Here is a 13,949-nt window from a genome sequence, read left to right on the forward strand (position 1 = left end):
AAGTTGCTCTTGGCTTCGTCCTTATATCATAAAAAAAAATATGGGGAACCGCAAATTTAAATCGCGTCATTTACTAAAGATTGAAATTGTTTTGTCCAAAAAAAGAACCTGCATAAGCAGGCCCTTTTTATAATAAGCTATATAATTTAATTTCAGGATTTTTATCCTGAAACCAGCGAGTGGCAAATTCATTTTCAAATAAGAAGACATAGTTATCATAGCGGTCTTTAACAAGCATTGAACGGCCGCTGGACATGGATTCTTTGACCTTTTCTTCGTTTTCAATCCACCGGGCAATCTTGGAGCCTATCGGTTCCATTCGTACGTCGACATTATATTCGTTTTTCATCCGATGTTCGAACACTTCAAACTGAAGTTGTCCGACAGCACCCAAAATGACTTCTTCCAGATGAAGCGTTTTGTAATACTGAATGGCGCCTTCTTGCACGAGCTGAAGGATACCTTTATGAAAATGCTTTTGCTTCATAACGTTTTTGGCTGTCACTTTAACGAATAGTTCCGGCGTAAACTGTGGAAGATTTTCGAAATGGAATTTACTTCCACTCGTAATTGTGTCTCCGATTTGATAATTCCCGACATCATGAAGGCCGATTATATCACCCGCAACTGCTTCGCTGACAGTTTCCCGGTCATCTGCTAAAAATTGAGTGGTTTGGCTCAATTTAATAGACTTGCCCGTTCGAGCCAGCGTTACGTTCATGCCGCGTTCAAATTTACCTGAGACAATGCGGACAAATGCAATGCGGTCACGGTGAGCTGGATTCATATTGGCTTGGATTTTAAAAATAAACCCCGAGAATGGCATGTCGACCGGATCAATTTCTTCTTTTTCCTGAGTCTCGCGTGATTGGGGCGGCGGAGCAAACTGCAAATATGTTTCGAGGAAAGTTTCAACACCGAAGTTTGCGAGCGCACTGCCGAAAAATACAGGAGTAAGCTCTCCTTTTCTCACTTGCTCAATTGAGAAATCATTGCCAGCTTCGTTTAACAATTCGATATCATCCATCGCCTGCGTATAATAAGATGTTTTCATCATCTCATGTTCTTCAGCCAGTTGACCGTCTTCATCCAATGCGAGGAATTGTCTGCTTCCTGTACGGAAAGGCTCGACCCGTTTATTAAACCGGTCATAAATCCCTAAAAATTCTTTTCCCATTCCAATTGGCCAGTTCATGGCGTAGGACTGAATGCCGAGAACTTCTTCTAATTCTTCCATTAGTTCAAGCGGCTCTTTTCCTTGGCGGTCCATTTTGTTAATGAAGGTAAAAATCGGAATGCCGCGCATTTTACAGACTTTAAACAGTTTGACGGTCTGGGCTTCAATCCCTTTAGCCACATCGATGATCATAACAGCGCTGTCCACTGCCATTAACGTCCGGTAAGTGTCTTCACTGAAATCTTGGTGTCCGGGTGTGTCCAGAATGTTGACGCGGTGTCCGTCGTAATCGAATTGCATGACAGAGGACGTAACGGAAATTCCTCTTTGCTTCTCGATTTCCATCCAGTCGGAAGTCGCAAACTTACCGCTTTTCTTGCCTTTTACTGTTCCAGCGTCGCGAATTGCTCCTCCAAATAACAGCAATTTTTCTGTCAATGTCGTTTTCCCTGCATCCGGGTGGGAAATGATCGCAAAGGTTCTTCTATTTTGAATTTCATTTTTTAATTGGGTTGACATTCTTATACTCTCCTTTAATTCTACTCTGTTTATATTAGAGAAGGGAGCTGAAAAAGACAAGGAATTTAAACGCTCTCCTCAAAAAAAGAAGCCGGATAGGGCTTCTTTTCAACAGAATTTTTCCAATGTTTCTTTAATCGCGATTTCTTTGTCGCTATGCGGATACTTGGTGGAACCGATAATTTGGTAATCTTCGTGGCCTTTTCCTGCCAAAATGATGATATCTCCTGGTTCTGCTTGAGCAACTGCATGTTTTACTGCTTCTCCGCGGTCGCCAATACAAGCAAAATTGTCATGGGCCATACCGGTCTGCAGGTCATTCAAAATACTGTCGTATTCCTCGTAGCGCGGGTCATCTGTTGTCAAAACCACATAATCGGCAACCGACGCTTTTTCAGCCATGATCGGACGTTTCGTTTTATCCCGGTTGCCGCCTGTGCCCACTAGGAAAATGATGCGGTTTGTCTTAAAATCAGCAACCGCGTCGATGGCTTTTTCAATGGCATCAGGGGTATGGGCATAGTCAATGAAAATGGAAATGGGAGCATCCAATTCAACTTTTTGCATCCGCCCTTCAACCGGCGCAATTCTTGACAATGCAGCAAGCACATCCTCAAGGGGAAAACCTTCTGCATATAATGCAGTAATCGCTGCTAAAGCATTTGATACGTTGAAATGGCCCAGCAGTTTCATCGACACGGCAAACTCACCTTCTGGACAAGTCAATGTGAATGTTGTTCCCTGGTTATCCATGTGTATGCCTGCAGCTTTGAACTGGGCATCTTCTTTAATTCCGTACGTATACACAGGATGCGGTGTCATATCGGCATACTGCTTTGACCAGGAATCGTCTGCGTTTAAAACAGCTTGCTTTTTCTCTTGCAAATTTTGTCCGAGCTGCGAAAATAACAAGCCTTTAGCATGTCCGTATTCTTCCATTGTGCCATGGAAATCCAAATGGTCATGCGTTAAATTGGTAAAAATCGCCGTATTGAATTCCACTCCAGCCAACCTGCCTAAAATCAATCCATGAGAAGACACTTCCATGGTCATATGTGAACATCCGGTTTCTTTAGCTTGCGCAATCATTCTTTGAGTAGTCAGCGCATCGCTCGTCGTATTGGAAGATTGGTGCAAGTCCCCGTTCAAGTTAAAACCGATGGTTCCGGTAAGAGCCGACGATTTGCCAAGCTCCATTAACATTGAGTGCAGCATTCCAGAAACGCTTGTTTTTCCATTCGTGCCTGTCACGCCAATCATTTGCAAATCCTTTGATGGGAAGCCATAAAATTTTGCAGCAAGCAATCCGAGTACGCGGTCAGTATCTTCTACTACGAGGATTGCGGTGTTTTCAATTTCCAGCGGCTGTTCTGAAACGATCAGTACAGCTCCTTGTACGGCAGCTTGCGCCGCAAAATCGTGTCCATCCACCGTATATCCTTTGATGCAAATAAATAAAGATCCTTTTCTGACTTCACGTGAATCCATTGTGATGTGTTCAATGGTTTCGGGCAAAGTGCCGATTAATCTATTAAAAGGAACATTTTCGATTAATTGTTGTGTGTTCATGAAAATCCTCCTACTCTGTAACTAGCGGTGACAATACATATGCTTCAAGCAATGCTGCCGCAGCTTTCAGTGAATCGATATGGGTGCGTTCATAGGAATGAGAAGCTTCAATTCCCGGTCCGAACAAAGCGTGTTTGACGTCGAGCCCTGCTCCGACTGCTGCAGAAGCATCTGAACTATAATATGGATAAATATCCACCTTATACTCAATATTATTCTTTTTTGCTAAATCTATCAAATGGTGCGTTAAGCCGTAATGATATGGGCCGCTTGAATCTTTTGCGCAGATAGATACGGTATATTCATCCGAAGCCTGGCCGTCTCCGATTGCTCCCATATCAACGGCTATGTATTCCGCTGTTTGCGGCGGAATATTAGAGTTGCCTCCATAACCGATTTCTTCATTATTAGATATGTAAAAATGTGTGGTATGCGGCAACTCTTCGTTTGACGCATTCAATTTTTTTACCAATTGCAGCAATAATGCCGTACTGGCTTTATCATCAAGGTGACGTGATTTGACAAACCCTGACTCCGTTGCAGCAAAACGTGGATCGAATGATACAAAATCCCCCACTTCTACTCCGAGCGTACGGACTTCCTCACTGGAAAATGCTTTTTCATCCAGACGGACTTCCATGTTATTATCGTCACGGTCAGCTGTTCCCGCATCTTTATAAACATGAACAGCTGTCTGGTGCATTAAAATTGTGCCCGTTATCGTTGTTCCATCCCTTTTATGTATCAGGCAGTTCTCGCCTTCAATTGCGTTAAATTTAAAGCCGCCCACAAGAGATAATTTCAAACGGCCACTTGGTTTGATTTCTTTCACCATTGCTCCGAGAGTATCTACATGAGCTGTCAATAACTTGTGCTGATCTTGGTTTTTGCCTTGAATGGTCGCTATTACGGCGCCTTTTTTAGTTGTAGTGTAGCCAACATTCCATTCGTCTAAGTGTATTTTAATGGAGTTCATGACTTCCATTGTGTAGCCTGATGGACTGGGAATTCCCACCAGTTCTTTTAATAGTCCAAGTGCTTCTTGTTTATTCCATTCAAATGACATAGATAACGCCTCCCTGATTTAATAATCATAACAAAATGAAGCATGTTCTGACAGGGCATTATATAGTAATATTGTAACTAGACCCCTAGATTGAGGTGAATCATGGATCGTTCTACGAACAATCAAAATAGAAATAAGCTCTTTATTCATATATTCGGCAGTGCCAGTATCTTACATTTGCTGCTCCCGGTAGCAGTGAATTTTCATACAGCCCTTTATTCTCCTATATTCGGAATAATCTCTTATATCATTCTGCTGATTTTACAATATAAAAAAATCAATGAACGCATCATTCAAATACTCGTTCTTCTTCTAATGAATTTCTATGTATTCGTTTTAAATTTTGAATCATTGTCAGCCATTACGGTCATTTATTTTGTTATCCCTATTGTTGCTTCCGCTTTATATTATGATACATTGCCGATTATCTTCCTTGGCGTTTTAACTGCCATTGAAACACTTTTGCTGGCTTTAGTATTTGATGAATTAAGTGCTAGAGCTTCGCTTTCCTATATTCACTTGTCGCTGTTTGTTTTTATCATGGTTGTTCTTATCTTGACCATACTCCATTCCATCTATTTCAGCCGCATCTGGTCCCAGTTGGAACAAAAAAACGAGTCGATGGAAAAGGCCTTGATTTCAAAAGACGGCTATCTTCAATTATTTTTTGAGACGGCTAAAGATGCAATTGCCGTTTTCGACACAAATAATAAAATTATCGCCATTAATCCGGCTTTTGAAGAATTGTACGGCTGGACCTCAGAGGAATGCATCGGACAGAGCCTCAATCTCGTCCCACCTGAAAGAGTAGAAGAAGCAAACAACCGTACTTTTCAAGTCCAGCAAGGTGAAAGTTTTTCCTTATTAGAAACGGTCGATGTAAAAAAAGACGGAAGCCTCTTCCATGCGCAAATCACTTTATCACCAATCACTGACGAAGTTGGAAATGTTGTAGCCACTTCTGTCATTTCCCGTGACATCTCTTACCAAAAAGAAGCAGAGAAGTTGATAGTCCAAGCGGAAAAATTGAAATTGGCCGGCGAAATTGCCGCAGGCGTAGCACACGAGATTCGCAATCCAATGACTGTTATTTCCGGATTTGTACAGATGATGCAGGAAGATCCCAACTATCCATATAAAGACTACACCAAATTGATTCACTCTGAGTTAGAGCGCATCAACCTCATAATTGGGGAATTTCTGGTTTTGGCGAAACCACAGGCTTCTGCGCCCAAAAAAATCAGTTTGCGCCAAACAATGGACGATCTTACCGTTTTATTCGGTCCAGAGTTGAATTCGCATGGGATTCTCCTGACTAGCCAATGGCAAAAAGACGACTTTTTTATCCTTGGGGAAGATCATCGCCTTAAACAGGTACTGATCAATCTTCTGAAAAATTCAATCGAAGCAATTGGCCACCATGGGCAAATCATCATTTCAATAGAAAATTTTGATGATGGCTTTGTTTCTCTGCGGTTGAGGGATAACGGAAGCGGCATCTCTCGTGAAGTTCTGTCGAAAATCTTCGAGCCTTTTTACACGACTAAATCTGAAGGTACCGGCTTGGGCTTAATTATTTCACATAAAATAATCCGGGAACTTGGCGGAAGCCTTGAAATCGAAAGTGAAGAAGGTATAGGGACAACTGCCACTGTTCTATTGCCGAAAGCATAAAAAAGGAGCCAAAAGGCTCCTTTTTTATGCTTTCATTTTGCTTCAACGCTTTTCAGCTTAATCATCGTCGTTGTTATCATCGTCGTCATCCGTTTCCTGTTTGATGATTGAACCGTCTTTGGCGTTGACTGTCACTTCATGTTCAGTTGACCCATTTTCAATCTCAAATTCGTATTGGACTACACCATCATCGTTGTCCAATTTCATGTCTTTAACTTTTCCATTGGCAACAGCAAGCGCTGCCGCTGTCGCTTCTTCAGAACTGATCAAACCTTCAGTTGAAACGATATCATCTGAATCATCATCATCGTTATCTTCTCTTTCACGTTTTTGTTCCAGTACTTCACCAGTGTTGGCATCAAATTTCAAATCGTATTCAAAGCCTTCATGTGCAACATCCACTTCGTAAACCGATCTGTTGCTTTCTCTCTCCAATTCAATATCCGTGATGGTACCATTAGCGATTTCCAACGCTTTGGCAGATGCCTCTTCGAATGTCAGCTTTGGTGCCTGCTGACTTGCTTGCTGGTTGCTGCTTTGAACATTGGAATTATTTGAATTGGTTTCTGTGTTTCCAGCTGGATTTGAATCTGTATTGGCTAGTACAATACCTCCGAATGTTAATGCTCCTGCAATTACTGGGATGTAAACGAATCTTTTCATGTTAATTTCTCCTCCTCATTTGTTATATCTTTACTATAGCCCCCGCTTCTGAGAAGACGATGAGGGGTTTATGAGAATTTGATGAGAAATTCATTAAGAATTCTACTGGTTTAATCATCCCATTCCACGGTCAAAGTTTCACCGCGGATTGCATGGATTTGGACAGTTACTTCCTGTTCGGTTTCTTCGTTTTCAATTTCCACTAAATAATAGCCGCCATCTTCGGTTTCCACAAATTCGACTTCCTGCACTTCTCCGTCAAGCGTCTGTTTCGCAATAGCGATTGCTTCATCTTTTAAAATCACCGGGTTCGGTTTAGGCTCTGGAGCTGGTTTGTTGTCTGCTTCAACGGACGAGTTTGTTGTGATTTTTCGAACTTCGCCTGTCTTGGAAGCTACGAGCACTGTTGCTATATTTTCACCATCTTTTATTTTCACTTCATATTCACGCTTATCTTTTGAGTAAGTGACTTCTTCCAAGGTCCCATCAACTTCTTTTAACGCAGCCGCTGCTGCCTGTTCTTTTGTCAGTTCAACTGGCTGTTCCTTTTTCTCAACGAGTTTCATCGACTCCACTTGGCCTGTCTCTTTGTTGACGATCGCGGTATAAAGGCCATCTGCTTTATCAAAGTCTACTGCAAAACTGTCTTTGGATTCGGATGTCCCGACTACCTCTCCCCCGTACATTTCCAGTACCGATTGCTCTGCTTCTGCAGCACTGATGCTTTCAGTACCGATGAATGGGTTCAAGAGATAGGCGATGACAATAACACCAAGCAAGATGGTTCCTGCTGCCATAAGCATCCATTTTCTCATCATAATCCCTCCTGGCTTGATTGTACCGCGCCAACATTAAAATCTGATGAGAAAATAATTGAAACAGTCGTCCCCATCTGCTCAATGCTTTCGATTTCCAATTCGATGCCTAGCGAATCCGCTAATTGCCTTGCGAACGATAACCCAAGGCCCGAGCCCCCAGTTTCGCGGCTTCGCGCCTTATCCACCCGGTAGAAGCGCTCAAAGATAAATGGCAGCGATTCTTTCGGGATTCCGATGCCGTAGTCCCGGATTTGAATAAGGGTGCGCCCTTCATTTTTAGCCACCACTTCAATCCGATCGCTGCTGTATTTACGTGCATTGTCAAGCAGTATATATAACAGCTGCTTGAGCTTCGCAAGATCCGTCGTTACAAATATATCCGGTTCGCGTACTTGCAAGAGATACTCCCGGTTATACGAAGTCGTCAGAGCCGCAGTTGTTTGCTCAAGCACTTCCACGACATTTACTTTCGAATATTCAAGCTGCGACTCACTTTGCCGCGCAATATGCAATAATTGCTCGATTAAAGCTTTCATACGGTCCGTTTCGTTCCGGATGGCGGTAAGCCCTTCGTCGGCAATTTTTTCATCGTCCATTCCCTGCCGCTGCAGCAATTTTGCGTAACTTCCAATCACCGTCAAAGGCGTCTTCAATTCATGGGATGCGTTCGATACAAACTCTTCCTGCTTTGTGTAGTTTTCTTCTAGAAGAGCCATCATTTCGTTGAATGTCTGGCCCATTTGGCCGATTTCGTCATTTGTTTCTTCAGTAATCTGCAATTTCTCGAATTTGCCATTGCGCTGAATGCGTGTCATCGTGTTGGTTAAATCCGTAATTGGCTTCGTAATGATCTTGCCAAGAACGATGCTCGAAATCACGACCGGAATCATGGCAAGCACCGTCACCGTGATCAGAACAAGACGCAGCGTCTGGAGATTCCCTGTTACTTCCCGCATCGACTGGGCAATCGTCAAATTTGCCACTTCCCCGTCCGTCCAAATGACCGGCGTTGTCACATAAGCGAAAAGTTCACCTTCGACTTGTATGGTACCTGAAGCTTCCGGCAGATCTGCAGGAAGCTCAATAGTAACAGAGGGATCTTGAATTGTTCGAGTCAGTTTCTCTCCATTCCGGTTGACTTGGATCGAACCATTAACTGGCACGTACCCCCGAAGCACCGTCGTGGGATCTTCTGCCGAAGTTTTGTTCAACTCCGCCACTACCACACTGGCTTCCGTACGCAGCTGGCTAACTTCCGATGAATACGTCAAACGACTGAACGAAAAATAAATTACTGTCATGAGCACCAGCAAAATGACCAGCATCAGCAAAGTCGTCCAAACATGGATTTTATTTTTCAGTTTCATTCATATGCTCCTTCAAGACATAGCCTACGCCCCGAACGGTTTGAATATAAGTGGAAGCTTCCCCAGCGTCAACTTTTTTCCGCAAATAACGGATATATACATCAATGACATTCGTATCTCCGTAATAATCATAGCCCCATACTGCATTCAGCACTTGCTCACGGCTAAATACTTGTCGCGGATGCTGGATTAAATACAGCAGCAAATCAAATTCGCGCGGCGTCAGTTCAATCGCCCGCCCATTTCTCGATACATCCCGCGTCGTTTCATTCAGTTCCAGATCTTCAAAACGGTGCACTTCGGAATGGCCGTTTCCTGTGGATAATCGCAGGCAAGCACGAATGCGTGCCAGCAGCTCTTCAATTTCGAATGGTTTCGTCACATAGTCATTGGCCCCTAAATCGAGACCGGCCACTTTGTCTTTAACGTCATTTTTTGCTGTCAGCAAAATGACCGGCACCGCGGAATCTGAAGAACGAATGCGCTTCAGCACATCCAAACCATGGATTTCTGGGAGCATTAAATCAAGCAAAATCAAATCCCAGTCATTTTCCCGGAATTGAATGAGTCCTTCCGACCCTGTATAGGCAACTCCTGTTTTATATCCTTCGTATGTAAGTTCAAGTTCCAATACACGTGCAATATTCTTTTCATCTTCTACTATCAGAATGCGTTCTGCCATTTCCGTCACCTCTTACTAGTTATTCTAGCAAACCTAAAGAAAAAAGCGACCCGCAGGCCGCTTATTTCAGTACAGTTCTGACTAACTTGACTCTTTTTCCATATGGCGGAAAGAGAATATTGGTCGACAATTTTGTGGATTTTTTCAATATTGATTTGGCATGCGTGAATGTCTCAAAACTAGCCTTGCCGTGATAAGAATTTATGCCTGATGTACCGATACCGCCAAACGGCAGATATGGGCTGCCGACATGGGAAACAGTGTCATTGATGCAGCCGCCGCCGAAAGGCAGCTCTTCCAGGAAAAAGTTGATGGCGCGTTCATTTTCCGAGAACATATATGCTGACAACGGCTTTGGCATTTTTCGGATTTGGCGCAATAGTGCCGGAAGATCGCTATAGGTAATGACCGGAAGAATCGGGCCAAACAATTCATCTTCCATGGAAGGGCTAGTCCATTGGATGTTATCAAGAACAACCGGTTCAATATATCGCTCATCCCGGTCCATCTTGCCGCCTGATACAATATGGGCTGATTCCTTCTCAATAATTGCCGCCAATCGGTCAAAATGCTGAAGCGAGACAATACGGCTATAATCCGGGCTTTGTTGTGCATTTTTGCCATAAAAGCTTCGAATTGTCTTGAGCAGTTTTTTCATAAATTCATCTTTTACAGACTCGTGGACACAGACATAATCCGGGGCAACGCAAGTCTGGCCATTATTCATTAGTTTTCCCCATGCAATTCGTTTTGCCGCTAAGTCGAGATTCGCGGTTTGGTCGACAATTGCTGGACTTTTCCCTCCCAGTTCCAACGTAATGGGAGTCAGCCGTTCAGAAGCTGCTTTCATAATGACTTTTCCGACATTAACACTGCCGGTAAAGAATATATAATCGAACGGCGCATGGATTAGCGCGGTCACTTCTTCACGTTCGCCTTCTACTACTTGTATGTAATAGGAAGGAAACGTTTCTTCTATTAGCTGGCGGACTACTCGCGTGACGTTTGGGGTGGTCTCCGACGGTTTAACTACAGCGCAGTTGCCCCCAATAATGGCGCCGATCAACGGTTCCATAATCAATTGGAACGGATAATTGAACGGACCGATGATCAATACAGAGCCATAAGGTTCCCGCAGCACAAAACTTTTTGCAGGCTGAAAGTGCAGCGGTGTCTTCACTTGTTCGGGTTCCATCCATTCACCCAGATTCTTCGTCATAAAACCGATGCTGTCGAGAACGAATCCTACTTCAGTTGTATATGCCTCAAATTCGCTTTTGCCCAAATCCTTTTTCAATGCTTGCGTAATATCTTTCTCATATTTTGCAATGGCTTGCTTTAGCCGTTGTAGCTGAGCTTTTCGGAAACTGGCACCTCTTGTAGCACCGGTATAAAAGAATGCTTGCTGTTCTTCAATAATCTTTTCGACGCTTGCGGATGTAACTTCCATTATTCAATCCCCCTCTATTATTAAATGTTCGTTTTTAGTTCTTTACCCTCTATCAGTCCTGGCAATCAATTTTATTGAAGCAAATGATCAATATGCCGCTGCACGACCAATCCCTCTTCAAAAGTGACCAGAAAAGTTGACTGGGAACGCATGGCATCAAATAAAGTCGGCACTTCCACAAAACCTGTGATTTGTTTCCGCTCTTCGTATTTTCGCTCCTCATAAAGATTCGACCAATTCTCAAGCGTCAACACGCCTTCTTCACCGTAAACTTTAAATTGCAGCAGCTCTTTTTGTCCGATCCCACTGAGCCCGGAAATTAAAAATGGAATATTGCCGGCAGTCAATCCATGGGCTACAATGCCAGTTTCGCATTTATCCTCTTGTTCCGGATAACTGATATGATGCGAGGCAATCTTCAGTTCCCCGAATACGCGGTTCAGCAGCTGCAGATAATGAGGAAATACTTCACGAACAAAGCCCCCTTGGCTTCTTGAAGCAATCCATGGATTTTGCTGCCAAGCCCGCGGCCAGTCCGGGAAAAAAGTATGCAATTCAATTCGCGTTATTTTACCGATATTGCCGGTGCGGATTCGCTTGACCATGTCATGGACAGCTGGAGAGTACATTAAAGGAAAATGCATGGCAGTCCGGACACGGCTTTTTTCAACAGCCGCTACCATCTCTTCGCCGTCTGCCACATTGTGCGCCAATGGCTTTTCGCTTAACACATGTATTCCGGCACCCGCAGCACGTTTGGCTATTTCCGAATGTGACGCTGGAGGTGTGCCGATATACAGCCAATCAATATTAGAATGAAGGATTGTTTCGAACGATTCCGCGATTGGGACTCCATATGTTTTATTCAGATATTGAAGACGTTCCTGCTGCACATCATATACACCTTTGATATCTATTTTGCCGTCTTGCTGTATTTCCTTAATGATGCGTTCACCTACAATGCCAGCTCCAATAATGCCGATTGAAATCATTTTCTCCCTCTTTTCCGCAAGGCCTAAAGGCTTATTTTATTTCTTTCTGTTTATTAGTGTAACCTTTAGGGGTATAGAATAGTCAAACAATTACAATATGAGTTGAGGAGGAAATTACGATGGATAAACAAGCAAACTGGTGGGAACCAATTTTTTCCGGAGAACTTGAAGTGGGATTAAACAAAGACAAATTAGACAATATGGAACAAGAGTCATTCTTATATTTTGATGAATCTCAAATTGACATGGAGTCACACGCTTAATTGGCGCACTTACTAATTGAATACAGTCGCTGCAGTACATAAAAACGCCTTGTTCAATGTTCAATTGAAAAGGCGTTTTGTCATGTCCAGATTCTATTTCTCAATGCTTTTCCAAAAATCTAATGTTTCCTTTGTGTTAACCGCAGTTTAGCAAATTTTTGATTGCAAGCCGAACTTCAAGTAAATATAATGAAAAAATGGAAGCAGGGATTAATGTGAAAAATATAATCGGATTGTTAACAGCGCTATTATTATTGCTTTCCGGCTGTGCGTTATTGGATTCTACCGACACATCTGGAACAACGGACCGCATTGACGTTGAAGTCACTTCTGTCATCGACGGTGATACCATCAAAATCATGTACGAAGGCAAAGAAGAAACGGTTCGCTATCTGCTGATTGATACGCCGGAAACAAACCATCCACGGCTCGGAGAACAGCCGCTTGGCAGCGAAGCCACAGTGGAAAACAAACGGCTTATTGAATCGGGTGATGTATCGGTTGAGTTTGATGTAGGAGATCGATTTGATGACTACGGACGGCTGCTCGCTTATGTTTATGTAAATGGAGAAAGTGTGCAAGAGCAGATGCTTAAATCAGGGTTTGCCCGTGTTGCTTACGTTTATCCACCAAATACGCGTTATGTTGAGGAATTTGAGGAAGCGGAACAAATCGCCCAAGAAGCCGGCATCGGTATTTGGGAATTTGAAAATTATTCGACGGACCGCGGCTTTAATGCAGATGCCTACGGAGATGTAAGCCGACAAAGTCCTCAAGATTCTGTCGACGGCGAATGCCAGATTAAAGGAAACATTAACCGCAGCGGTGATAAAATCTATCATCTGCCTGGAGAAGGTTCATACGAACAAACAAATCCCGAAGAATGGTTCTGTACAGAACAAGAAGCGCGGGATGCTGGGTTCAGAAGCACAGGAAGTTAAATGAGGAGGCCTTTTATGCAAGTCATCGTTTTACGGCTCGATTATCATGCATCCAATATCTTGGAACAGCTCCAGCAGCAGGCGCAAACCGCCAGCTTAAAACAGGAAGTGGCGTTGCCTCCGCATATTACGCTGCAGTCATTCAACCAGACCAATCCAATTGAGTTGAAGAAAGCAGTTGAAACATGGGCTGGACAAACAAAGCAGCTCTCTTTGCCATTTGCATCTCTCGGATTTTTCAAGCAGCAAGGATGTTTCTACGCATCACCTGTTTATACAAAACCATTAGCATATCTGCATGAAACATTAAATCTTTCAACGCATGAATTCACTGGGCAAAAGAAGTATTACAAACCTGAACACTGGGTGCCTCATTCCACCATCATCAACAATATCTCCCCTCCTTTTTGGGGACCAATGTTTGCGCGGCTTTCAATGGATTTCGAACCATTCGAAGGCAAAGCAATCGCCATCGAATGCTGGTCATTGATCCATGGAAAAGCACAAACTGAATGGAGTATTTTTCTTTCTGAGTAGGCTATTGACTTTTTTCCAGGGCACGATATAATTATATTTGTCCTGGAAATTGAGATTCCTTAGCTCAGCTGGGAGAGCGCTACCTTGACAGGGTAGAGGTCGCTGGTTCGAGCCCAGTAGGAATCATTGGGTGCCAAACCCACAGCAAACTTTAGGAACAAAGGTTGCTTAGAAAAAGCCGTTGCCTTCGGGCAGCGGCTTTTTATTTTTATAAAATAAAATCCCGTCGAG

Annotated in this window: 13 protein-coding genes and 1 tRNA gene; 5 read left to right on the top strand and 9 right to left on the bottom strand. The window is 43.3% G+C overall.

Annotated features, from left to right (window positions below):
• Positions 1 to 127: 127 nt before the first annotated feature.
• The 3 genes from ACSFXN_RS12140 to ACSFXN_RS12150 form a co-directional block, all read right to left on the bottom strand.
• Positions 128 to 1,696: a peptide chain release factor 3 gene (locus ACSFXN_RS12140; protein WP_437150367.1), complete on the bottom strand. Its 1,569-nt coding sequence runs from the start codon at positions 1,694 to 1,696 to the stop codon at positions 128 to 130.
• A gap of 108 nt (positions 1,697 to 1,804) precedes the next feature.
• Positions 1,805 to 3,265: a UDP-N-acetylmuramoyl-L-alanyl-D-glutamate--2,6-diaminopimelate ligase gene (locus ACSFXN_RS12145; RefSeq protein WP_437150368.1), complete on the bottom strand. Its 1,461-nt coding sequence runs from the start codon at positions 3,263 to 3,265 to the stop codon at positions 1,805 to 1,807.
• A gap of 10 nt (positions 3,266 to 3,275) precedes the next feature.
• Positions 3,276 to 4,331, bottom strand: coding sequence for a M42 family metallopeptidase (locus ACSFXN_RS12150; RefSeq protein ID WP_437150370.1), 1,056 nt, complete (start codon positions 4,329 to 4,331; stop codon positions 3,276 to 3,278).
• Positions 4,332 to 4,433: 102 nt separating this feature from the next.
• Here ACSFXN_RS12150 and ACSFXN_RS12155 point away from each other — a divergent pair, with 102 nt between their 5' ends.
• Positions 4,434 to 6,005: an ATP-binding protein gene (locus ACSFXN_RS12155; protein WP_437150372.1), complete on the top strand. Its 1,572-nt coding sequence runs from the start codon at positions 4,434 to 4,436 to the stop codon at positions 6,003 to 6,005.
• 57 nt (positions 6,006 to 6,062) lie between these two features.
• Here the strand turns inward: ACSFXN_RS12155 and ACSFXN_RS12160 are convergent, their stop codons facing one another.
• The 6 genes from ACSFXN_RS12160 to ACSFXN_RS12185 form a co-directional block, all read right to left on the bottom strand.
• Entirely contained in the window at positions 6,063 to 6,668 is a 606-nt protein-coding gene (locus ACSFXN_RS12160) for a PepSY domain-containing protein (RefSeq protein ID WP_437150374.1), read from the bottom strand.
• A gap of 110 nt (positions 6,669 to 6,778) precedes the next feature.
• Positions 6,779 to 7,483 carry a PepSY domain-containing protein gene (locus ACSFXN_RS12165; protein WP_437150376.1) on the bottom strand — a complete coding sequence of 235 codons (705 nt, stop codon included), beginning with the start codon at positions 7,481 to 7,483 and terminating at the stop codon, positions 6,779 to 6,781.
• Complete coding sequence (locus ACSFXN_RS12170) at positions 7,483 to 8,853, bottom strand: sensor histidine kinase (RefSeq protein WP_437150378.1); 1,371 nt, start codon at positions 8,851 to 8,853, stop codon at positions 7,483 to 7,485. Before ACSFXN_RS12170 ends, ACSFXN_RS12165 begins: the two co-directional genes overlap by 1 nt.
• A complete protein-coding gene (locus ACSFXN_RS12175; protein ID WP_437150380.1) occupies positions 8,837 to 9,535 on the bottom strand; it encodes a response regulator transcription factor in 699 nt (232 codons plus the stop codon). Before ACSFXN_RS12175 ends, ACSFXN_RS12170 begins: the two co-directional genes overlap by 17 nt.
• Positions 9,536 to 9,596: 61 nt before the next feature.
• Positions 9,597 to 10,985 (bottom strand): aldehyde dehydrogenase, encoded by a 1,389-nt coding sequence (locus ACSFXN_RS12180; protein ID WP_437150382.1) that lies wholly within the window; start codon positions 10,983 to 10,985, stop codon positions 9,597 to 9,599.
• 71 nt (positions 10,986 to 11,056) lie between these two features.
• The gene (locus tag ACSFXN_RS12185) at positions 11,057 to 11,977 is read right to left on the bottom strand and encodes a Gfo/Idh/MocA family protein (RefSeq protein ID WP_437150384.1); all 921 of its coding nucleotides are present in this window, start codon (positions 11,975 to 11,977) and stop codon (positions 11,057 to 11,059) included.
• Positions 11,978 to 12,096: 119 nt separating this feature from the next.
• Between ACSFXN_RS12185 and ACSFXN_RS12190 the strand changes: the two genes are divergently transcribed.
• The 4 genes from ACSFXN_RS12190 (at position 12,097) to ACSFXN_RS12205 (ending at position 13,844) form a co-directional block, all read left to right on the top strand.
• Positions 12,097 to 12,240 (top strand): hypothetical protein, encoded by a 144-nt coding sequence (locus ACSFXN_RS12190; protein WP_437150386.1) that lies wholly within the window; start codon positions 12,097 to 12,099, stop codon positions 12,238 to 12,240.
• Positions 12,241 to 12,455: 215 nt separating this feature from the next.
• Positions 12,456 to 13,181, top strand: a complete 726-nt coding sequence (locus ACSFXN_RS12195) for a thermonuclease family protein (protein ID WP_437150388.1) — start codon at positions 12,456 to 12,458, stop codon at positions 13,179 to 13,181.
• A gap of 15 nt (positions 13,182 to 13,196) precedes the next feature.
• Positions 13,197 to 13,718, top strand: coding sequence for a 2'-5' RNA ligase family protein (locus ACSFXN_RS12200; RefSeq protein ID WP_437150389.1), 522 nt, complete (start codon positions 13,197 to 13,199; stop codon positions 13,716 to 13,718).
• Between the two features lie 53 nt (positions 13,719 to 13,771).
• A tRNA-Val gene (locus tag ACSFXN_RS12205) sits at positions 13,772 to 13,844 on the top strand.
• Positions 13,845 to 13,949 lie beyond the last annotated feature (105 nt).

Source organism: Planococcus sp. 1R117A (assembly GCF_051417975.1).
Taxonomy (GTDB): Bacteria; Bacillota; Bacilli; order Bacillales_A; family Planococcaceae; genus Planococcus; species Planococcus shenhongbingii.

Bases quoted from the DNA above. Each gene is read 5' to 3' on its own strand.
- ACSFXN_RS12165 (WP_437150376.1), bottom strand. From the start codon at position 7,483: ATGAGAAAATGGATGCTTATGGCAGCAGGAACCATCTTGCTTGGTGTT.
- ACSFXN_RS12185 (WP_437150384.1), bottom strand. From the start codon at position 11,977: ATGATTTCAATCGGCATTATTGGAGCTGGCATTGTAGGTGAACGCATC.
- ACSFXN_RS12170 (WP_437150378.1), bottom strand. From the start codon at position 8,853: ATGAAACTGAAAAATAAAATCCATGTTTGGACGACTTTGCTGATGCTG.
- ACSFXN_RS12150 (WP_437150370.1), bottom strand. From the start codon at position 4,331: ATGTCATTTGAATGGAATAAACAAGAAGCACTTGGACTATTAAAAGAA.
- ACSFXN_RS12140 (WP_437150367.1), bottom strand. From the start codon at position 1,696: ATGTCAACCCAATTAAAAAATGAAATTCAAAATAGAAGAACCTTTGCG.
- ACSFXN_RS12200 (WP_437150389.1), top strand. From the start codon at position 13,197: ATGCAAGTCATCGTTTTACGGCTCGATTATCATGCATCCAATATCTTG.
- ACSFXN_RS12160 (WP_437150374.1), bottom strand. From the start codon at position 6,668: ATGAAAAGATTCGTTTACATCCCAGTAATTGCAGGAGCATTAACATTC.
- ACSFXN_RS12180 (WP_437150382.1), bottom strand. From the start codon at position 10,985: ATGGAAGTTACATCCGCAAGCGTCGAAAAGATTATTGAAGAACAGCAA.
- ACSFXN_RS12175 (WP_437150380.1), bottom strand. From the start codon at position 9,535: ATGGCAGAACGCATTCTGATAGTAGAAGATGAAAAGAATATTGCACGT.
- ACSFXN_RS12155 (WP_437150372.1), top strand. From the start codon at position 4,434: ATGGATCGTTCTACGAACAATCAAAATAGAAATAAGCTCTTTATTCAT.
- ACSFXN_RS12190 (WP_437150386.1), top strand. From the start codon at position 12,097: ATGGATAAACAAGCAAACTGGTGGGAACCAATTTTTTCCGGAGAACTT.
- ACSFXN_RS12145 (WP_437150368.1), bottom strand. From the start codon at position 3,265: ATGAACACACAACAATTAATCGAAAATGTTCCTTTTAATAGATTAATC.